A 20,631-nucleotide genomic window follows, 5' to 3' on the forward strand; every position below is an offset into this window, starting at 1 on the left:
CTAAGGTAGAGCCTTTATTCTACCCACAGCGTGACCGAGTGCCTCTATTGATATTGGTTAAGAGACATCACCAAAAAACCATAATATTCTTAATAAAGAACGAATCTTCAAAAATATATAGCCTTATAAAGGTCTATATTGTAAGATCATAAAAGATTTAATTTAAAATACTTTATTTACATTAAAAGCAAATCGTTCTTTTTGAAGAACGATTGACTAATCGTCATTATAACAATGTATCTAATAGAAGGAAATAGCACTTTTTGTCGAATGGAGTTTATTTATAAAAAACGCTTAAGTTAAGCAGTTTTCTTTTCAGCTCTAGTTTATTCTCACTTTTTTACGCTGCCTTTTACTCACACGCTCATCATTAAGCACTGCACCTAAAAAAATCGCTTTAGAATTCGAAAGCATATCCCGTGTAAATTCAACGGTTTCTATATTGTTTTTATTGCTGCGCACAACCATTAATACCCCGTCTGATATATTCGATAGTAATAAAGAATCAGCGACAGATACTAGTGATGGCGTATCAAATATAACCATATCGTACTGGTGGGATACGTTACTTACTAACACCTCCATTGCAGGTGAACCGAGTAATTCTGATGGGTTAGGAGGCACAGGTCCACTCGTTAACAGGTCAAGATGGTCAATAGGTGTTTCTATTACACATTCTTCTAGCCTATCCCTGTTTACTAGTATAGTGCTTAAACCAATTTCATTATTTTCTTCAAATGATGTGTGTAATGTTGGATGACGAAAATTGGAGTCTACAAGAAGAACTCTTTTTCCTACCTCTGCAAAGGCAATTGCTAGATTAGCAGAAAAGGTAGATTTTCCTTCTGATTCTTCTCCTGATACAATTGCTAAGGTTTTAATCTGATTTTCATTAATAGCTAACTGAATGCTAGCACGTATTGCATGGTATTGTTCTCTGATTGGCGATTTGGGTTTTAGGTGGGATAATAGATTACTTACCCTTTCTAATTTAGATTTCCGTTTCGGTAGTGGTGACATTTAACGATCTCCTTTCTGCTTTTAAGGATTCCATAAGTGATTGAGGGATTCTGTCTTTTTCAGAAATAGCAGATAGCGTTCCAACTACCTTTATATTTAATTTTTCTAAATCTGATTTTGATCTTACGGTCGTATCCAAAAAGGCAAATAATAAGACTAATCCCACTCCCATAATCCCCCCTAAAGCAACCGCAATTGCTATATTAACAGTTATACTAGGGCTGATTGGCTTTTCATTTACTATTGCTTCATTCATTATTTGCACATTATTAACCTTCATTAGGGATGGCAATTTTTCTAAAAAAGTAGTAATAGTAGTATTGGTAATTTTTGCAGCTCGTTCTGGATTAGTGTCTGTAGTTGTTACATTTAAAACTTGTGTAGAATCTTGTTTAGCAACTTGGATTTGACTACTTAATTGCTCTGCCGTTATTGGTAATTGGAGCTTTTCAACCACATCATTTAAGATGACTGGATTTCTGATAATAACAATATATGTATCGATTAAATCCATATTGGATCTTACATCCAGTTCACTGACATCAACGACTTTTTCAATATTCTTATTAACCAAAAGCTGTGAGCTGCTTTGATAGAGTGGCGTTATTTTATAATTAGTATATAAGCCGCTTACAATGCCAGCTCCAATGGATACCATCATAATAAGTAACATTCTTTTTTTCAAAATAGCTAAAATCTCTTTAACCGACTTTATTCCTTCCAAATAGAATACCTCCCAGATTATTCGTGCTTTATAAAATTACACTCATTGAATATTCGTTCTTTATAAAGAACCTATGTCCATTATACATCTTTTCTTTCTATTTGCCATAGTAATTTTTAGTGATTTATAATTTTTTTACTTTAATGTAAGTACATACATTATTCTGTTATATATATTTGTTAAAAAACTAGATAATAAAAGAGATTTTTTTAAGTCAATTTCTTCATGAAAAAGAGTTAAAAATACTTTTCTCATATTACAGTTTATTTACCATTGATTGAATTGATAAGAGTCCGGGTATTCCTATGCTATAATGATGGGCGAGGTGAATTTTTTAATGGGTAATTTGCAAGTGTGGTCACAATCAGAGCGATTTATAACTGCTTTTCAGCGGTTTAACTGGATTGATTTAGGTATCGCTTTGTTAATCTTTTTAGTTTTCTTAGGTTTTAGAAAGCTATTTACTAAGTACATTTATAAATTAATCTTAGCATTGGTAAAAAAATTACCTGTAGATATTGTTTCAAAAATTTTCTTAGCATATGAAAGGCCCCTACGCTGGTTCTGGGTCATACTTGGAACTTATTTGGCTTTAACTTACTTACCATTCCCGATTACAACCTTTAACTTTGTTCAACAAGTTTTTAGATCGTTTATAATCGCTTTAATTGGCTGGGGAATTTTTAATTACTTTTCCGATCAATCGAATCCGTTTGAACGAATGATTTCGCGAACAAAATTAGATGCTGATAGTATGCTTATTCCATTCTTAGGAAGAGTTTTCCGCATGCTTGTCGTTATCTTTACGGCTGTGAGTATTCTAGATACATGGCATATTCAAATTGGCGCCTTTGTCGCTGGTCTCGGAGTTGCAGGTCTTGCCTTCTCCTTAGCTGCACAGGACACGGTTGCTAACTTCTTCGGCGGGGTTGTCATTATTACCGAAAAGCCGTTTGCAAAGGGAGATTGGATTCAGACGCCTTCTGTAGAAGGAACTGTTGAGGATATCTCCTTCCGTAGTACACAAATTCGGACATTTGCGGATACAATCGTGACAGTTCCAAACTCGAAGCTTTCCAATGAAGCAATTACAAACTGGTCAAAGATGTCAAAACGACGAATTGATTATGAACTAGCCATTTCCTATCGTACACCAAATGAAAAGCTCAAAACAGCATTAAAAGAAATTGAAGCTATGCTTCATGCACATCCAGGTGTACATCCTGATACGATAATGGTTCGATTTACCGATTTCCGCGATTATTCATTAGGAGTCTTTGTCTACTTTTTTACGAAGACAACTGTTTGGGCTGAATACTTAGCGGTGAAAGAAGATACAAATTTACAGATACTTAGCATTCTAGAGAAACATGGAATTGAAATTGCCTTGCCTAGTCAGCAGATTTACTTGCCGGAGAAAGAGGATGGGAAGAAATTGATGACTGGGGAGTAAGTATTAGAGGACAGCTTTAAGTGTATTTTGCACTTAAAGCTGTTTTTCTATTCGGTTTATAAATGGAAGAACTTATCAAGCCCAAAAACAGCATAATCACTCTTAATTTTACAAACAATACCTTCTAACTAGGGGGTGTCACAATGTTATGGAATAGTGCCAAGAAAATCATCTGGCTGTTATTTGCGAGCACGATTTTATCAAGTATATTGAGTACGTCCTTGATCATCATAAGCATGAAAATTTATAAGGATGTAATAAGTTTAAGAAGAAAATTAAGCAACACAGGTGACAATGGAATTAGATTTCAAAAGTATCGACAGCCATAGAACTTAAATTGCTTTTACTTTTTATAGACACACCAAAAAAAGCGTCTAGAAAAGCTACCTTTTCAGACGTTTTTTCGTTATTCAGCCTCTCGCAAACGAAAAAGACGCTAAAAACATTAAAATATACGCTAGTAAACTTCCACCTATAAAAAACACTAGCCCCGGTATATATTGAAACAACAAATAGACAGCGATAATTCCAACTAGCATGGCCATCGTTTGGAGAGGGCGTGCAAAGGAAAGAATAATGGCGTGTTTGACATATTGAACTAGCGAAAAATCATAATGGACATATACAGGGAAAATATATAATAAGACCACACAAAACCAAAACAGTAAGGATAAAAATATCAGACTAATAATTCCATAACCTGGATTCATTTCTGTCTGAAAAAACCTCAAATCAAAATAGAGAAAAAACCCTATTAGGGATAAGGCATAGCCTAATATATTGGCTCTTTTAAAATCCGATTTATAGTAACGCCAAAATGTCGCTATAATTGGAAGGTCTTTATCTCCCATAATCCATTTTCTCACAACCGAAAACAAAGCGATAGTGGCTGGGAATAAGCCGAATATACCCCCTCCAAGTATGATTCCGCCAACCCAAAGCGCATTTACATACATTAATTTTGCGACTATCTGACTCCCATGGTACACTCGAGCAAAAAGTCCATCCATCTTTTCCTCTCCCTTTTTGAGCACATATTCCGATTTCTTTTCCTCTTAACATCTACAGAAAATGCCACAGCTTAAGGAATAGTCGCTAAAGATAAATCCTTGAGCTAACTATTCCTATTAGGCTAGCTTATTTCAGCGCTTAACTATTTTAATTAGCTTGGTAACGGTCATGAGCTGCTTTTTCTACTTCTAAATATTGATCTTGCCCCATTTGTTTTACTTGCTCTACATATTGATCCCATTCGCTAAAGTCTTTATCTCCTGCAATGAATGCAGCTTCTGTTTCATTGATAAATGTTTCTAAATCAGTTCCTGTAGCTAGCTTGAATTTCAACTCATCATCCGTGTAGTTAAAACCATTCCAGATTTCTTTTGGAGCATCTGGCTGTACTTTATCTCCAACAGCTACAGAGCTTGGTAAAGCTTCTGATCCACCAAAATACTTTTCTTGTACATACCCAGGATAACTTCCTCCCATCCAGGTAACATACGGTGTTAGAGCTTGGTCAAAAGTTAATCCATCTGGGTTATTGGTAATTTTTTCAGTGAATTGAGGTTTCCCATCGCCATTTTTTTCATACGTTTCTCCTTCTACTCCCATAAATTGCAATGTTGCCCCTTCTTCCCCGAAGAAATAATCAATCCAACGAATAGTCGCTTGCGGATTCTTATTTTTATCTGTTATCGCAAATGCTCCAACATGTACAAGAGGTGATTTCACATGACTGTATAATGTATCACCATGAGGTCCCTTTAATCCGCCTAAACCAATGTAGTCTTTCTGATTAGTGAAGACTGTCTCTGGATTCGGAACGATCGCTGTTCCTAAAATTCCTTGCGAGCCTTTCGCATTCAATTTATTGTCATCCATCGTATAAATCTCTCCGTCAATCAGTCCTTCTTTATTCAATTTATGAATAAATTCGAGCACTTCTTTAAAACGGTCGTCTGTGCGGAAAAATCTTAATTCATTTGTTTCTGGATCCACATCGACAAATTTATGACCTAATCCTCTTGTGCCAACACCCCAAGAGCCTTTAATCGAGTCCATAATTTGGGCAATACTTGTCGCACTTAATGGAATCTCATCCTTTTTGCCATTTCCATTAAGATCTGTTTCCTTTACAGCCTTTAAATACTGATAAAATTCATCAATCGTTTTCGGCTCATCCATCCCTAATTTTTCTAACCATTCTCCTTTTATCCAAATTGGTTTACCAATAAGCATCGGCAAAAATTCCGGGCTATAGTAAGAAGGGAGTGAATAAATATTTCCGTCCGGCATCGTTAAACCTTTCTTTATATCTGGATGCTTGTCCATGGCAGCCTTAATATTTGGTGCATATTCTTCAATCAAGTCATTTAGCGGCATAAAAATTCCTTGCTTGCCGTATTTATAGAGATCTGCTGATGGAATCCGCGAAGAATAGAAGACATCTGGATACTCACCACTTGCAAGAGCAAGGTTTCGCTTCTCTGTTAGCGTTGCAAAAGGCACCTCATTAAAGGTCACATTCACGCCAGACTTTTCCTGATATGTTTTAAACACCAATGTTTCTTCATAGTCATCAAGATTCGGTTCATATTTTCCTGTGAAAAATGTTAAATCGATCGGTTCTTTGACAATTGGAAATCCTTCTTTATTCACATTGTCAACAGACTCTGTCGTCACTTTATTCTCCTTTTTATCAGAAGATGCGCTCTTTTGACACCCTGCTAGCAAGGAAGCACTCATTACTAAAGCTGTTGTCACCGTAATCAATTTCCTTCTTTTGAACTTAACCATTTTTTCTCCTCCTCATTTATCCCTTTATTGAACCAATCATGACACCTTTTACAAAATATTTTTGCAGAAATGGATAAAGCACTAACATAGGCAAACTTGCTACAATAACTACTGCGTATTTAAGTCCTTCAATTTGCATTAAATGCTCTGAAATGGCATTGTCACTTGCACTCGACATGCCAGACATATCCTCTTGAATCAGCATTTGTCTTAAATAAAGCTGCAATGGAAATTTGCTTTCATCATTTAAATAAATAAGGGAATCAAAGTAGGCATTCCAGTGCCCCACTCCATAAAACAATGTCATTACGGCGATAATGGGCATTGATAACGGCATGACAATCTTCAGCAGAAAGGATATATTTCCACATCCATCAATGGATGCTGCCTCATGCAGTTCATTTGGGATACTTTGAAAAAATGTCCTCATAATAATCACGTTATAAACCGAAACGGCGCCAGGTAAAACAATTGCCCAAATTGTATCCAGCATTCCTAAATCCTTCACTAATAAGTAGGTAGGAATCATGCCCCCGCTGAAAAACATTGTAATCATAATAAAAACAGTAATCATATTTCGTCCGTAAAAATCTTTCCGTGATAAAGGGTAAGCAATCATAACGGAAAACAATAAATTAATAAATGTTCCAAACACTGTGTAGATAATAGTATTTCGATAGCCGATTAAGATTTTTTCATTTTGAAATACCTTCACATACAAATCTACTGTCAGCTCTTTCGGGAATAGCCAAATATCCCCTAAAACCGTACGTGCTGGATTACTAAATGATGCACTTAACACGTAAATTAATGGATAAATCATTAGACAGGCAATTATTGCTAAAAGGGTATAATTTACCACCACAAACACTTTGTCTCGAACACTTTCTCTTTTTAACATGAAGGATTTTCCCTCCCAAACACTGTACTTACCATAAGCTGACCTTGTTTACCTTCCGAGCCGTATAATTCACCAGTAATAAAATAATCAAATTAACAAAGGATTCAAATAAACCAATTGCCGTAGAGTAGCTATAATCAGCTCCCAATATACCTGTCCGATAAATATGGGTCGAGATTACGTCTGATGCACTCATATTTAAAGAGTTCTGCATTAAAAAGACCTTTTCAAATCCTACACCAAGAATGCTACCGCATTGTAAAATCAACATAATGATGATAGTTGGCTTGATGCTCGGAAGATTGATATGCCATATCCGCTGCAATCTGCTTGCGCCATCTATTTTGGCTGCCTCTTGTAATTGTGGATCAATCGCTGACAGAGCTGCCAAATAAATGATCGAACTCCACCCCATATTCTGCCAAACTCCAGAAAATACAAAGATTGTTTTAAACCATGCAGGTTCTGCCATAAAGTAAATTGGCTCTCCACCTAAAATGACGATTAGCTGGTTGATAATGCCTGTTTGTGGAGATAAGAATAAATAAAGAATTCCTACTACTACCACGACAGACAAAAAATGGGGCGCGTATGTAATTGTCTGGATAAAAGATTTAAAGTACTTATTCTTTACTTCATTAATCATGAGGGCAAGAATAATCGGAATTGGAAATCCTACCGCTAATTCATATAAACCAATTAATAGCGTGTTCGAGAGTAATCGTTCAAAATAAAAACTCTGAAAAAAACGCTCAAAGTGTTCCAATCCAACCCATGGACTATTGAAAATACCATCGACTGCAATAAAATCCTTAAACGCAATTTGCAAACCATACATTGGGATGTATTTAAAAATAATAAAGTATGCAATAATCGGAATTATCAATAAATAAAGATCCCAATTTTTTCTTATTTTCCTTACTATTTTCTTTTTCTCGCTTTTCCTTGCTATCTTCATCTGTGCTGCTTTTTCTATAGCGGACGAGCTATCCACACCCCTCACCTACCTTCCATCTTTCAGCTTGATTAAGCGCATTTTGTAAACAGCTATTTTAAGAATAAGCAGGCAGCCAATCACCATGTGCTTCAATTAATTCATCACATAATTGTACGATTTCATCAATGGACAGTTCAGAAGCTGTATGGGGATCTAACAATGCAGCCTGGTAGATATACTCTTTCTTTTTCGTGATGGCAGCTTCGATTGTTAGTAGTTGTGTATTAATATTTGTGCGATTTAGTGCAGCTAATTGCTCTGGCAGATCTCCTACATAGGTCGGGAGAATCCCGCTTGCATCCACCAAACAAGGAACCTCTACACATGCCTTTTCTGGCAAGTTACTAATCAATCTACCTGTATTCAGCACATTTCCGCCTATTTTAATAGAGTTGTCTGTTTCCATTGCTTCGATGATGTAGGAACCATATTCATGGGTGCGTTTATGAGTGACATGTTTATTTCCAACTAACTCCGCTTTTCGTTTTTCCCATCCTTCTATTTGTTTTTCACAGCGGCGTAAATACTCATCTAGCGGGATATGGTAATAGTCTATTAGTTCAGGATAATTCTTCTTTATAAAGTATGGATGATATTCGGCGTTATGTTCCGATGACTCCGTAACGTAATAGCCAAATCGCTCCATCAATTCAAAACGTACCTTATCCGAATGAAGGACCTTCTGCTTCTCCCTTGCCCTTTCTTTAATTTCTGGATATAAATCTTTGCCGTGCTGTGTTATTTCAAGCAACCAAGCCATATGATTTATCCCCGCAATCTTCCATTGGACATTCTCCTTAGCCATTCCCAATGCATCTAATAAACGATCGGCACATACCTGCACACTATGACACAATCCAACGGTTTTAATAGCGGTGTTCCTTAACATCGCCCCTGTTAACACAGCCATAGGATTCGTATAGTTCAACAGCCAAGCGTCAGGGCACACCTCCTCCATATCATTTGCAAACTCAAACATAACTGGTACAGTTCTTAAGCTGCGAAAGATGCCTCCTATTCCAACCGTATCTCCAATCGTTTGCCGCAGTCCATATTTCTTCGGAATATCAAAATCAATAACTGTGCTTGGCCGATATCCCCCTACTTGAATGGCATTAATAACATACTTAGCTCCTCTTAAAGCTTCTTTTCTATCTGTGTATAAATGTATCGCTATATTTGCATCTAAATTTTCCTTTAATTGATGCAACATCATAAATGAATCATTCAATCTCTCTAAATCAATATCAAAGAGTGCAAACTCAAATCCCTGCAATGCCTCTACCTGCATACAATCTCCTAGTAGATTTTTGGCGAATATCGTACTCCCTGCTCCTAAAAAAGTGATTTTCGACATATCTTCCTCCTTATTTCGTTAGTGCTAAAGGGAAATAGTACAAATCTTGCTATACAAAAAATTTACAAATTATCCACTTTTCAGACAACATTCCCTTGTTATACTCATCTTAAAATGCGACAGAAAGACTTACAATGGTAAGATATTTTGAAAGGGTGGTAAAATGTTGCTGTCAAATAATCCATTAACTACTTATCGCACTTACTTTTTTCGTTTTCCTGAAAAGCAACAACAACGAATAGCAGGTATTTATACGTTAGGATGGGAGAAAAGGAATAGTGCTTCCTATTATTGGGATGGGCTTAAACGATCAGAGAAGGGGAAGATTATTTTTCAATATACATTGCAAGGAGAAGGAGAAATCATCATTCAAGATCAGAAAGTTCGCTTAAAGCCCGGATACGCTTTTTTCGTCAATATCCCTAGTGATCATACCTATTATCTTCCAAAGGATAGTCAAGAGTGGGAGTTTATTCATATCACTTTATATGGGGAAGAAGTGTGGAGAAGCTATCATGAAATAGTGAAAGAGCATGGAAATATTCTTCGTTTGGACGATAACGCCTATCCAAATCAGCTTATTTTTAAGCTTTTTGATAAAGCGGTTCATGAAGAAATTAAAGATGCCTTTGAATCTTCTTCCCTTGCCTATACATTCATCATGGAGCTTAAACGCTATCTAATGCATACAAGCCATTCCAATAAAACCATACCAGAATCGATATCCAATGCCGTGCGCTACATTCAACATAATTATGCAAATCCAATCATTTTAGATGATATTGTCGAAGCATCCGGACTTAGCAAATATCATTTTTCCAGACTTTTTCAGTCCATTATGCAAATCACCCCTATGAATTTCCTAACAAGAATCCGGTTAAATAAAGCCATTGAATTAATGAAACAACAGGACTTAACCATTGAAGAAATTGCCTTACGAGTCGGTTACTCCAATGGAAACTATTTCACCAAGGTGTTCCGCTCCATCATCGGCGTGTCTCCTGGAAAGTATCGAAACAGCGAGAATTTCGTGCCCTTTGATGAGGTTATTGGACCGAGTTCTCTTTTTCATTAAGGTAATGTGGAAATAACAGACGTTATTTTTTAATATTTTATTTAGGCTAAAGAACAGCTCTAGTGTCTTATCAGACAGAGAGCTGTCCTCTTCTTTAATAATTCTAATCTATTTTCAACTGCCTAAATATATCAGTCATTATTTATAGAAGTGGAATTTTCATTCGTTGAAAGTTGAGTTTTCAATGTTTCTGATAATTCCGCTCTAGTTTCTTCTGTTACCGTATAATACCAGATGCCATCTATTTTCTCCCCTTTCCCTTCCATTTCTAATTCTTCTATTGTTTGGATTGCTGGTTTATAGGCTCTCTGTGCATCCAATATTTGATCAAACGTTAAGTTTGTCTTCACATTGTTCTCTAGTACTTTCAGTAATTTAGGATAGCTTGTTATCGAGGATATCTTTGTTCCTTCATCAATAACTTGATTTAGTACCTCTCGTTGCCTCTGCTGCCGACCAAAATCTCCTCGTGGATCCTCTTTCCGCATTCGAACATACTTAAGCGCTTCTTTTCCATTCAAATGTTGTTTTCCCTTTGATAAATGCACACCTTCAAGTGTAAAGTCAAACGGATTATTAACTGTAACACCGCCGACCGTATCCACTATATCTTTAAATCCCTCCATATTCACCTTAATATAATAGTCTATAGGGACATTTAAAAACTGCTCAACTGTTTTGACAGAACCCTCTACTCCACCGTACACATAAGCTGCATTTATTTTAGTATAGCGATTTTTCAATGTGTTAAAAACTCTTGTGTCGCGTGGAATACTCACAATTGTTGTCTTTTTTTTGTCTGGATTAACCGCTACTAATAACATGGTATCAGAACGCCCGATATCATTTGGACGTTCATCAACGCCTAATAATAAAAATGTTCTTGGTTTACGATCTTTTATACTGACGTCCTCCCCCTGTTGCAGACTATCTTTTTGCAAAGGCTCATACATGTTATCAACTGATTTATCTACCTTTTGATAAATGGCATAACTGACTGTGCCACCCATAATTAATAAAAACCCTACAACAAATAAAACAATCCTTTTTAAGTTTATCTTTCTTTGTTTGATTAAATTTCCCATCATACATCTCTTTCCTTATCAATATTTTCTGTACTATTTTACGTTCTCTTAACCCTTAATTTTCACTTTCCTGCCTTCAGTGCATCTACAATTAAATTCGCATAATATTCTGCACCTTCAGGCTTCAAATGTACACCATCTGGCCCAAAGTACGCCTCTTTTCCCTGACTAGCGCTATACCAATCTATTACAGTAACATTTTTATATCCTTTGGCAACTTCTTGTAAATCCGAATTCACCTTATCTTGCCAGTCTTTAGGAACTCTAGTATTGACTAGATATATATGCTTTAAACCATTAAGGGAGCCTAGTAGATCATGAAGGATTTCTTGAGAAAAAGGTCCATTTGTTCCCAACTCAATAACCATTTCCTCTCTTAGTTTCCCCTGAGCTTTTAGTTGATCTATTACTTCGTTCGCTTGATTCATTTGTCGACTTACTTTTCCATCAATTACAATGCCTGGCAACATCTTTTCCAGGTAAGGAGCAGCACCTACTATAACGGAGTCTCCAATAATCGTTATCTTCTTTCCATTTATGCTTGCTTCTTGGCTTAAAGAAACATTCTCCTTTTTTTCTGAAGGCGATTTATCTTCCTGTCTACTCTCATTTGTTGCAACATTAGATTCTTTCGCTTTATCAATTTGAACATCTAATTCTTCATTTTGCATATCAATTGATTCTTCCTTGCTCTGTTGATTATAGAAAATAACAAGTCCTATACACACAATAAGTAGTATTCCTGCAAATATTTTATTCATGTTTAAATTCCTCCTCTTTCTTATCTAACTACCATTCTTTCTATTGTTCTTTTATTCTATTTGCAATAATGGATGCATAAATCTTCGCTCCTGTTGCACTTAAATGCACTCCATCTTCATAAAAGTAATCCTCTTTCCCTTCACTTGCTGAATACCAATCAATAAGTGTTGTGTTAGCAAATTCATTAGCGATCTCTGTAATATTCCTATTTACAATATCTTGCCAATCTCTTGGAACACGAGTGTTTACAATAAAAACTCGTTTCTTATCCTGAAGGGATTCTAATACATTACGTAATTGATTAGAATGAAAGGATCCATTTGTCCCAAGTTCAATCACAACTGTTTCTCCTAATTTTCCTTCTAGTTGTAGGTTATCGATTACGTGTTGCGCTTGTACCATTTGCCTACCTACTTTGCCATCAATCACTATTCCAGGAATCATTTCTTTTAAATAAGGAGCAGCATCAAGAATAACAGAATCTCCAATCACTGTAATTCTTTTTCCTGCTTGCTTATTGCCCTCATCTATCTTTTCTGTCTTTTTATTGGCATCGCCGTTTTCTTGGATTTGTCCCATTATCACCTCTGCAGCTAATGGTTTCTTTTCAAAAAACGTAAGATACCCTTTAAAAATAATAAGAAAAAAGACTATCAATAAAATCGTTCCCAAATAAATCCGACGAAGAATAGATTTGTGTAATAAACTACTACGCTCCATTTTCTTAAACGTCCCTCGTCTAAAAGGCTCTTCGATATATTTATACGATATAGCAGCTAAAATAAAGCTAAGAGCTACCTGAACCGTTATATGGAAAATACTCGTATGCTCTATATTTGATGTACTGGATAAAATAATGACTGGAAAGTGCCATAAATATAGACTATATGACCGAACCCCAATCCAGCGTAGCGGCTTCCACGACAGCCACTTCCCGATGGAACTTGCTGGATGTGCCAATGCTGCAATTAAAATGGTCGTCACCACACTTAGGAGTACAAATCCTCCTCGATATAAGAAAATATCATATTTATTCCAGTTAACGATCATTAAAATGATTAATAACAAACAAGTACCACCTGCAAAGTCTAATAAATACCGAGCTTGTTTTGACACTTGATAACTCAACTTTTGACTTGGCCAAACAAAGGCTAAACTCACTCCTATGAGTAGACCGAAAGCTCTCGTATCTGTCCCATAATAAACCCTACTAGGATCAGTACCAGGTACATAAACCCAAGCCATCCACAGTGCTGATAATATAGCGGCGAATAAAACCCAAATAGTCAGCTTTGATCTGTCTTTCCCTTTTTTTAATCCAACCATCAAAATAACTGGCCATATCAAGTAAAATTGCTCTTCAATAGAAAGGGACCATAGATGGCCAATTGGAGAAGGCGGACCAAAATTCTCAAAATAAGAGACCTTATGAAAAATTAACCACCAATTATTCACATAAAAGATAGAAGAAAAGAAAGCCCCCTTCAGTGATTGCAGCCTTTCAAAATCAAAAATTAAAAGCCATATACTTACACAAAAAAGCATCCAAATCACCGCTGGAATAAGCCTTTTTACTCTTCGTTTCCAAAAATGCAACAAGTTAAAGCTATCTTGTCTCTGCCACTCTGTTATAATCTGATCTGTAATGAGATAGCCCGAAATCACAAAAAATATTCCAACTCCTAGCAGACCGCCTTGGAAATATTTGATATTTAGATGATATGCAATAACCGCAAGGACAGATATCGCTCTTAGACCATCTAAACCTGACATATATCGTCTACTTCTATGATATTTCGAAAAATGTTTCGTGTTGTTATGACTCATTGTATTCAAATCCTTACTTTTGATTATTAAAAAAGATAAAAGTAACCCAGAGATATTAATATTCTTGAAAGAAATCACTTTGTATCCCCTTCTCTTTCTCTTACTTTTTTAATATAAAACAAAAATGCGACCAAAGTTCGGACGACTTGTAAACAAAATGTCACAAATAAATTATCTAAATATTAATAATTATTCTACTATCGTTTTTTATTTTGATTTCATCAAAAAAAGTTAGACAATCTTTTAAAAAAAGACTACCTAACTTCTTAATCAAATTATTCATTTAAAATCAATAATAACTGCTTCTTCCTCTAATAGAGAACTTTGTTTTGGGGTATATGTTTTTCTTCCAGATAACAAAAGTTTTTTATCATCAGGGCTCCACTTCATTTCGGAAACCGACAGCCCATGATAAATTGGTTCTTGATAAAGAATATTTTTCCCTTGCAACGCCCCAGCAAAAGTACTGTCTTGATCAATTAGAGAGTAAGCAATCTTTTTTCCGTTTCTTGAGAACTCGAAGTTATCTACCTTTTCCAATAAGATAGACACTTCATCATTTCGAAGATCATATTCATATAATGTTTGATCCGTACCAAGAAACACAACCTGATTATTGTTTAACCATGCACTCTGACTACTTCCAGTCTGGCGCTCATACTGAATCTGGACTTGATTATTATGAATAGTTACTATAGCGATAGAACTATTACTATTTTGCAGCAGAGACAGTACTAAATTTTTTCCATCATCCGAAATACTCAGTCCAATTAAAGTTCCCCTTTTATCAAAATTTTCGAGATTATATGTTTGGGAGCTTTTCGAAATAGTGTCATAGACGCCAATTTGGGCTTGATTCTTCTGAAGCGGACTGATAGTAAGAAAGCAAAGATACTGACCATTGTTAGACCATGTAATATCCTGAAGGAATATTTCTTCCCCTGAAGTAATTTTAACCTCCTCACTCTTATCAAGTGAAATTAACTTTAATAACTTTGCCGTTGCTTGAGTGCTTACTTGTGCTACTTTTTTTCCATTTGGCGACAATATTAAGTCTACCATATTATTATCAATCTTTTGGAGACTCTCCACTTCTTCATACGGAAATTTCATTTGCTGAATTTCATTTGTAATATTCTCTGAAGCACCTTTCTCCTGAAATATTCCCACAACTGAGCCACTATCCTTCCAACCTAACAAGTAAACTGGCTTAGGAAGACGATATATGGTCTCGACTTGGAAGGAGTGACTTTCCTGCTCTATTGTAATATTCTCATGCTTACTAGGAATAATAATCGTTTCCGATCTTTTCCCTATCGTACACCCAGACAAAATAATAATAATAAATAAAGCTATTCCGATCCACCTCATCAGTCGATTGCTCTTCATGATCGATATTCACCTTTCATGTGGGTTAGTTCTACTTTCACAGTAATAGAATGATTCTCATGAAAAATATTAATCACTCCTCCATGATCTTCAACAATGGATTTAGCTATACTTAGTCCCAAACCAACACTCCCTTCCTCCACATTATCCGTTACCACATAAAATGGTTCAAAGAGGTTATCATACTGATCTTTTGTAATAGAATCACTAGGATTTTCAAACACTAAATATACCTTTTCTCCAATTACTTCTGCTTGGACTATTATTTTTGATTGTGGCGAACTATACTTTATTGCATTATCTATAAGATTAATAAAAAGCTGACGTAGCCGATAAGGCTGTCCGTTTACATAGAGATTCTTGGAAAAGTTACGAACGATTGTTTTCTTATAACGTTCAGCTCGAAAGGACATAGAATCACATACGTCATTTAATATCTTTCCTACTTCCACTCTTTCAAATGGATAATCTTTCTTCACTCCTTTAGATACTTCAAGAAGTTTAACAACCATTTTATGTAGTCTACGACTTTCGCCAATGATATGGTTCATCCCTTTTTCAAAAAATGTTCTATCCGATTCCCCTTTTTTACTTATTATTTCTGCATACCCAAGAATAGAAGTTAATGGCGTTTTGAGTTCATGAGTTATATTATCAAAAAAGCGTTTTTCTTTCTCATTCAACTCCTTTAATCGATCACGATCCTTTTCAATGGTTGTGATTTGACTATCAATTTGATGAATCATATCATTGAAATTAACAGCCAATCTCCCAATCTCGTCTTTTCTATTAATTTGAATATTAACATCTAAATTTCCTTTCTTTACTTCATTGGATGCTTGTGTTAGTTTAATCAGCGGAACAGTGATATGTCTAGAAAGAATATAAGAAAAAAGAAAGGCTATTCCAAAAATGGCTAATGCAATATAAAAAATGAAATCTAATATCCTCTCACTTTGATTATAAAGAAGACTAAAATCTTTAGAAAAACGCATGATACCAACTTTAGATCCATCTATAATAACCGGATAAGAGAAATGGACAATAGCCTTCCTTCGATCATAGGTAATATGGTATGCCGTTTCTCCTTTAATAGCTTGCTGTAAATCTTCTTTCCTTGCTCCAGAGAAAGCTTTCTCGTCGGAGGAGGCTAATAAATTTCCATTTAAATTGTATACACTGATATTACTCCCAGTAGAGTAATTTAAATCTTGAACTATCTCTTCTGCCATATCACCGAAATAAAGTCTATTATTTTTAAAGTGGTTTATCAAAAATGATTGGCGAACATATACATTGCTGTTTTTTTTTAATTCCACTAAATCTGACGTAACAACGTTCTCATTATTTGACCAAATTATTTCCTTAACTATTTGATTAAGCGCAAGAAAAGATAGTAAAAAAATAAGAAAAAATCCAACAATAAATTTAGATCTAATGGTCTTTAACATCTTATCTTGCACCTACTTTTCGAATTTATAGCCAACGCCAAATACTGTTTTAATAAGATCTGCCGCATCAAGTTTTTTACGCAGCCTTTGAATATGTGTATCAACAGTACGTGTATCTCCTACAAAGTCATATCCCCAGACGATATCAAGCAATTCTGAACGAGTAAATATTCTGCCTTTATGCCCAGCTAAAGTTATTAATAAATCAAACTCCTTTGGGGTTAGTTCAATATTGACACCATCTCTTTTGACAAGTCTCTCCTCTAAAATAATGATAGTATTTCCAAAAGAAATTTCATTATTTGTTTTTTGATTAGACTCATTAAGCGATTGCTCCAATCTACGAAGAATAGTTCGAATTCTAGCAACAACTTCCCGCATATCGAATGGTTTTGTAATATAATCATCTGCCCCATATTCTAACCCGATAACCTTGTCTGCAATATCTGATTTAGCAGTAATCATTAAGATTGGAATATTATAATCTGTTGTTACCTTTCTACAAATATCCAATCCACTGCAGTCTGGCAGCATCCAATCAAGAAGAATAATATCAGGGTTGTACGAATCGATTGCTCTTATCCCCATCGTTCCGGATGTTTCAATTCTTGTTTGGAAACCTTCCATTACTAAACCGTACGACAATAAGTCCGCAATTGGCTCATCATCTTCTATTATAAGAATTTTCATTTTATTCACATTGATCATCCTTAATTTGTATAATATAGTTTAAGACTATTTGAAATTTATTATAGCACAACTAGAATAACGTCGATTAGGCTATGAAAGATTCTCTTCGGGAACTTTACTCATTCCATTGACTCTACCCTTAGAGGAGAGTTTACACTTAATGTTTGTAGATACTTCTTAAGGAGACGAACATTATGCTTAGACAGAATATTACTCTTTCTATTTTACTTATAAATTTATTCATTGCCTTTCTCGGTATTGGTCTGGTTATTCCTGTAACTCCTACGATTATGAATGAGCTTCATCTTTCTGGAGCGATTGTTGGTTACATGGTGGCAGCTTTTGCGATTGCCCAGCTTGTTGTTTCTCCTATAGCTGGTCGCTGGGCCGATCAATTTGGTAGAAAGCGCATGATTGTCATTGGACTACTTATCTTCGGAGCGTCTGAATTATTATTCGGACTTGGGAAAACGGTCAGTATTCTTTTTCTTTCACGTGTGCTTGGCGGGATTAGTGCGGCGTTTATTATGCCTGCTGTTACGGCTTTTATTGCCGATATTACTACAATGGAAGCTAGACCGAAAGCACTTGGCTATATGTCTGCTGCTATTTCCACTGGATTTATCATTGGCCCAGGAATTGGCGGATTTTTAGCAGAAATTGGGACGCGTATGCCTTTTTATTTTGCCGGAATCTTAGGCTTTACAGCTGCGATTCTCTCCTTTTTCGCCTTAAGGGAACCTGAGCGACGTACAGAGGAAAATCAAGCAAATGCAGAAAAGGTGGGCTGGCAGCGAATTTTCGTGCCTATCTATTTTATTTCTTTTCTCATTATCTTTATTTCATCCTTTGGATTATCTTCCTTTGAATCACTATTCTCGCTTTTCGTCGATCATAAATTTGGATTTACGCCAAAGGATATTGCAATTATCATAACAGGTGGGGCAACGGTTGGGGTTATTGCACAAGTAGCCTTATTTGAAAAATTGACAAAGTGGATGGGCGAAATTCTGTTAATTCGATACAGCCTGCTTTTTTCCACTATATTAGTCTTGCTTTTAACGATCGTACATTCGTACTCTCTCATTCTCCTTGTTACGATTATCGTTTTTGTTGGCTTTGATTTAATGCGACCAGCCGTGACGACCTATCTTTCTAGAATCGCGGGAGACGAACAAGGCTTTGTTGGCGGGATGAATTCCATGTTCACAAGCATTGGTAATGTATTTGGCCCGATTATTGGAGGAATATTATTCGATATTGATTTAAATTATCCTTTCTATTTCGCAGCTGTCTTTTTAGCGATCGGTATCGCCTTGACTCTTATTTGGAGACAAAAATCATTAGCTAAATCTTAGAATGGATGGAGTTGATTAAGATGGAAGAGAAACTTTACTCCATTGGAGAAGTCGCAAAAGTAGCGAATATTACCATTAAAGCACTTCGCCATTATGATAAAATCGGCTTATTTAAGCCTGCTTATGTCGATCCCCAAACGAATTATCGTTATTATCGGGATACTCAATTATACCGTCTTGATATTATTAAATTGCTTATTTCAATCGGCACACCTCTTGGGCAGATTAAAGAAATCCAAGAAACAGATAACTTGGATTTCGTCGCTTTTTTGGAAAAACAAGAAGAGCTAATATCTGAAAAAATTGCTTCTTTACTGGAGACGCAACAGTCCATTCGAGAGCTCCGCGAAGAATTGCAAAGACAAGAATATCCGTTTGGAGAAATCATCCTAATGGAAAAGGAAGAACAGGCCATTATCCAAACAAGCGTTAAAAATATTGGACCACAGAACATTCTTAATCCTTCCTATAGCAACCTAAAGAAAGCAACAAAGGAAGAGTTTCGCAACAATGGCTATGGCTCCATTATTCCATTCAAACAATATGAAAAAGTGGAAGAGATCACTTATAGCTATCTTTACACACCAGTCCCTTTACGAAAACAGCTATCCAGCCTTTCCAATGAAGCAGAGCGAGCAGTTATTCCGAAGGGGACATATGTATGTATCAAATTAAAATCCTCCATATTTACAGAGTATTTTCAAACCTTGCAAAAGCTCCTTCACTATGTCCAGGAACAAAACTTAACCGTGACCAGCGACATTTACGAAACATTCTCGGTGGGGCTTTACCATAAGAAAGAAGAATATATTAGTGAATTTAGCGTGCGGGTTGCGGAGGATGAGAGCAGGAAAAATAATGTTGGATAACTTTTTTGGGGCTGTTAGCTTAAGGGATTATGGCACTTAGCCTGCTCTGTTACCGAATATATGAGTAGAGTAACAAAAGGGAACGGAGAGACTTCCTATGTTACCTTTTGCTAAGGATACCTGGGGAAATGGGATTAGAGAGCTGTTCTCTGTTACTGGAAACATTGGATGCTGGCGATAAGAGGCGCTGAAAACCTTTCTCTGTTAGCTAGGAGAACTTTCGTCCAATAGCTCAGAGAACTTCTCTCTGTTACAGGAAGCATCCTCCTTTTTCAATAGATACAAGCTTTTAAGTCGCAAAAATACATTCCATGCAAAAAAGTCAGGTCCTAGACCCGACTTTTTTATTTGCATTTCTTTTCCTTTGGCAAAAATAATACTTCGAAATCTTCTAAATCATCAATACCGTCTGCTTCCAGTTTCTTACCGACAGCGGCTACCAATAATCTCATTCCTTCTTCGACTTTTGCTTGCTCGCTTGGCTGCAAATGATCTAAGACGGATCCCATTATTTGTTGATTGGGCTTTGGGGATTTTTCTTCAATTCTCTTTACCATTCTTTCTGTTAACATAATCTGAACGGAGCGTTTGTCATTCGGATTCGGTTTCTTTATCAGAATGCCCTTTTCTGTCAGTCGTTCTACAATATCCGAAACAGTACTTTGTGTGATACGCAGATTTTGGGTAAGCTCCTTCACACTTATTTTTTTATGAAGGAAAACTTCTAGGATGAGACGCGCTTGAGGAGCAGTTAGTCCATGCTCTTCTGCGTACCTTTGGCGGCTCTTCATAATAAATCGATTCAAAAAATCAATCGATTCCCAAATGTATGTCGGCCTATCTAACATTTCTTAACTCCTTTCTATAAGAAGCTGGA

Annotated in this window: 19 protein-coding genes; 5 read left to right on the top strand and 14 right to left on the bottom strand. The window is 36.0% G+C overall.

What is annotated here, in order from left to right; translation table 11 throughout:
- Positions 1 to 321: 321 nt before the first annotated feature.
- Both C2I06_RS16185 and C2I06_RS16190 read right to left on the bottom strand, forming a co-directional pair.
- Complete coding sequence (locus tag C2I06_RS16185) at positions 322 to 1,020, bottom strand: CpsD/CapB family tyrosine-protein kinase (RefSeq protein ID WP_123258445.1); 699 nt, start codon at positions 1,018 to 1,020, stop codon at positions 322 to 324.
- Positions 992 to 1,744 (bottom strand): YveK family protein, encoded by a 753-nt coding sequence (locus C2I06_RS16190; RefSeq protein ID WP_095332616.1) that lies wholly within the window; start codon positions 1,742 to 1,744, stop codon positions 992 to 994. Before C2I06_RS16190 ends, C2I06_RS16185 begins: the two co-directional genes overlap by 29 nt.
- Before the next feature lie 337 nt (positions 1,745 to 2,081).
- Between C2I06_RS16190 and C2I06_RS16195 the strand changes: the two genes are divergently transcribed.
- Together C2I06_RS16195 and C2I06_RS16200 are read left to right on the top strand one after the other, a co-directional pair.
- Positions 2,082 to 3,197 (top strand): mechanosensitive ion channel family protein, encoded by a 1,116-nt coding sequence (locus C2I06_RS16195; RefSeq protein WP_123258446.1) that lies wholly within the window; start codon positions 2,082 to 2,084, stop codon positions 3,195 to 3,197.
- A gap of 143 nt (positions 3,198 to 3,340) precedes the next feature.
- Positions 3,341 to 3,526, top strand: coding sequence for a hypothetical protein (locus tag C2I06_RS16200; protein WP_095332612.1), 186 nt, complete (start codon positions 3,341 to 3,343; stop codon positions 3,524 to 3,526).
- Between the two features lie 81 nt (positions 3,527 to 3,607).
- Here C2I06_RS16200 and C2I06_RS16205 read toward each other — a convergent pair whose 3' ends face one another.
- The 5 genes from C2I06_RS16205 to melA form a co-directional block, all read right to left on the bottom strand.
- On the bottom strand, positions 3,608 to 4,207 hold the full coding sequence (locus C2I06_RS16205; protein WP_095332610.1) for a YesL family protein: 600 nt from the start codon (positions 4,205 to 4,207) through the stop codon (positions 3,608 to 3,610).
- Between the two features lie 148 nt (positions 4,208 to 4,355).
- Positions 4,356 to 5,993: an extracellular solute-binding protein gene (locus C2I06_RS16210; protein WP_123258447.1), complete on the bottom strand. Its 1,638-nt coding sequence runs from the start codon at positions 5,991 to 5,993 to the stop codon at positions 4,356 to 4,358.
- 16 nt (positions 5,994 to 6,009) lie between these two features.
- Positions 6,010 to 6,894, bottom strand: a complete 885-nt coding sequence (locus C2I06_RS16215) for a carbohydrate ABC transporter permease (RefSeq protein ID WP_123258448.1) — start codon at positions 6,892 to 6,894, stop codon at positions 6,010 to 6,012.
- Positions 6,895 to 6,922: 28 nt separating this feature from the next.
- Positions 6,923 to 7,852, bottom strand: coding sequence for an ABC transporter permease (locus tag C2I06_RS16220; RefSeq protein ID WP_123259173.1), 930 nt, complete (start codon positions 7,850 to 7,852; stop codon positions 6,923 to 6,925).
- Positions 7,853 to 7,946: 94 nt separating this feature from the next.
- Positions 7,947 to 9,248: an alpha-glucosidase/alpha-galactosidase gene (gene melA / locus C2I06_RS16225; RefSeq protein ID WP_123258449.1), complete on the bottom strand. Its 1,302-nt coding sequence runs from the start codon at positions 9,246 to 9,248 to the stop codon at positions 7,947 to 7,949.
- Positions 9,249 to 9,414: 166 nt separating this feature from the next.
- On the opposite strand from melA, the gene C2I06_RS16230 reads away from it, so the two are divergent.
- Complete coding sequence (locus C2I06_RS16230) at positions 9,415 to 10,323, top strand: AraC family transcriptional regulator (protein ID WP_164463725.1); 909 nt, start codon at positions 9,415 to 9,417, stop codon at positions 10,321 to 10,323.
- Positions 10,324 to 10,454: 131 nt separating this feature from the next.
- On the opposite strand, the gene C2I06_RS16235 is transcribed toward C2I06_RS16230, so the two are convergent.
- The 6 genes from C2I06_RS16235 to C2I06_RS16260 all read right to left on the bottom strand — a co-directional run bounded on the left by C2I06_RS16235 (position 10,455) and on the right by C2I06_RS16260 (position 17,536).
- Positions 10,455 to 11,408 (bottom strand): LCP family glycopolymer transferase, encoded by a 954-nt coding sequence (locus C2I06_RS16235; protein ID WP_123259174.1) that lies wholly within the window; start codon positions 11,406 to 11,408, stop codon positions 10,455 to 10,457.
- A gap of 62 nt (positions 11,409 to 11,470) precedes the next feature.
- Positions 11,471 to 12,169: an SGNH/GDSL hydrolase family protein gene (locus C2I06_RS16240; RefSeq protein WP_123258451.1), complete on the bottom strand. Its 699-nt coding sequence runs from the start codon at positions 12,167 to 12,169 to the stop codon at positions 11,471 to 11,473.
- A 40-nt stretch (positions 12,170 to 12,209) separates the two neighbouring features.
- Positions 12,210 to 13,997, bottom strand: coding sequence for an acyltransferase family protein (locus tag C2I06_RS16245; RefSeq protein ID WP_123259175.1), 1,788 nt, complete (start codon positions 13,995 to 13,997; stop codon positions 12,210 to 12,212).
- Between the two features lie 279 nt (positions 13,998 to 14,276).
- The gene (locus tag C2I06_RS16250; RefSeq protein WP_123258452.1) at positions 14,277 to 15,386 is read right to left on the bottom strand and encodes a WD40 repeat domain-containing protein; all 1,110 of its coding nucleotides are present in this window, start codon (positions 15,384 to 15,386) and stop codon (positions 14,277 to 14,279) included.
- Positions 15,383 to 16,837 (bottom strand): HAMP domain-containing sensor histidine kinase, encoded by a 1,455-nt coding sequence (locus tag C2I06_RS16255; RefSeq protein WP_123258453.1) that lies wholly within the window; start codon positions 16,835 to 16,837, stop codon positions 15,383 to 15,385. Before C2I06_RS16255 ends, C2I06_RS16250 begins: the two co-directional genes overlap by 4 nt.
- Before the next feature lie 12 nt (positions 16,838 to 16,849).
- The gene (locus tag C2I06_RS16260; RefSeq protein WP_123258454.1) at positions 16,850 to 17,536 is read right to left on the bottom strand and encodes a response regulator transcription factor; all 687 of its coding nucleotides are present in this window, start codon (positions 17,534 to 17,536) and stop codon (positions 16,850 to 16,852) included.
- A 185-nt stretch (positions 17,537 to 17,721) separates the two neighbouring features.
- On the opposite strand from C2I06_RS16260, the gene C2I06_RS16265 reads away from it, so the two are divergent.
- Together C2I06_RS16265 and C2I06_RS16270 are read left to right on the top strand one after the other, a co-directional pair.
- On the top strand, positions 17,722 to 18,885 hold the full coding sequence (locus tag C2I06_RS16265; RefSeq protein ID WP_095332598.1) for an MFS transporter: 1,164 nt from the start codon (positions 17,722 to 17,724) through the stop codon (positions 18,883 to 18,885).
- A gap of 20 nt (positions 18,886 to 18,905) precedes the next feature.
- Complete coding sequence (locus C2I06_RS16270; RefSeq protein WP_164463726.1) at positions 18,906 to 19,754, top strand: MerR family transcriptional regulator; 849 nt, start codon at positions 18,906 to 18,908, stop codon at positions 19,752 to 19,754.
- Between the two features lie 344 nt (positions 19,755 to 20,098).
- On the opposite strand, the gene C2I06_RS16275 is transcribed toward C2I06_RS16270, so the two are convergent.
- A complete protein-coding gene (locus C2I06_RS16275; protein WP_095332595.1) occupies positions 20,099 to 20,602 on the bottom strand; it encodes a MarR family winged helix-turn-helix transcriptional regulator in 504 nt (167 codons plus the stop codon).
- Between the last annotated feature and the right edge of the window lie 29 nt (positions 20,603 to 20,631).

It is taken from the genome of Niallia circulans (genome assembly GCF_003726095.1).
In the GTDB taxonomy this organism is placed as follows: Bacteria; Bacillota; Bacilli; order Bacillales; family Cytobacillaceae; genus Niallia; species Niallia circulans_A.

Bases quoted from the DNA above. Each gene is read 5' to 3' on its own strand.
- C2I06_RS16250 (WP_123258452.1), bottom strand. From the start codon at position 15,386: ATGAAGAGCAATCGACTGATGAGGTGGATCGGAATAGCTTTATTTATT.
- C2I06_RS16270 (WP_164463726.1), top strand. From the start codon at position 18,906: ATGGAAGAGAAACTTTACTCCATTGGAGAAGTCGCAAAAGTAGCGAAT.
- C2I06_RS16240 (WP_123258451.1), bottom strand. From the start codon at position 12,169: ATGAATAAAATATTTGCAGGAATACTACTTATTGTGTGTATAGGACTT.
- C2I06_RS16200 (WP_095332612.1), top strand. From the start codon at position 3,341: ATGTTATGGAATAGTGCCAAGAAAATCATCTGGCTGTTATTTGCGAGC.
- C2I06_RS16195 (WP_123258446.1), top strand. From the start codon at position 2,082: ATGGGTAATTTGCAAGTGTGGTCACAATCAGAGCGATTTATAACTGCT.
- C2I06_RS16235 (WP_123259174.1), bottom strand. From the start codon at position 11,408: ATGGGAAATTTAATCAAACAAAGAAAGATAAACTTAAAAAGGATTGTT.
- melA (WP_123258449.1), bottom strand. From the start codon at position 9,248: ATGTCGAAAATCACTTTTTTAGGAGCAGGGAGTACGATATTCGCCAAA.
- C2I06_RS16245 (WP_123259175.1), bottom strand. From the start codon at position 13,997: ATGAGTCATAACAACACGAAACATTTTTCGAAATATCATAGAAGTAGA.
- C2I06_RS16215 (WP_123258448.1), bottom strand. From the start codon at position 6,894: ATGTTAAAAAGAGAAAGTGTTCGAGACAAAGTGTTTGTGGTGGTAAAT.
- C2I06_RS16210 (WP_123258447.1), bottom strand. From the start codon at position 5,993: ATGGTTAAGTTCAAAAGAAGGAAATTGATTACGGTGACAACAGCTTTA.
- C2I06_RS16275 (WP_095332595.1), bottom strand. From the start codon at position 20,602: ATGTTAGATAGGCCGACATACATTTGGGAATCGATTGATTTTTTGAAT.
- C2I06_RS16255 (WP_123258453.1), bottom strand. From the start codon at position 16,837: ATGTTAAAGACCATTAGATCTAAATTTATTGTTGGATTTTTTCTTATT.
- C2I06_RS16185 (WP_123258445.1), bottom strand. From the start codon at position 1,020: ATGTCACCACTACCGAAACGGAAATCTAAATTAGAAAGGGTAAGTAAT.
- C2I06_RS16265 (WP_095332598.1), top strand. From the start codon at position 17,722: ATGCTTAGACAGAATATTACTCTTTCTATTTTACTTATAAATTTATTC.
- C2I06_RS16220 (WP_123259173.1), bottom strand. From the start codon at position 7,852: ATGAAGATAGCAAGGAAAAGCGAGAAAAAGAAAATAGTAAGGAAAATA.
- C2I06_RS16205 (WP_095332610.1), bottom strand. From the start codon at position 4,207: ATGGATGGACTTTTTGCTCGAGTGTACCATGGGAGTCAGATAGTCGCA.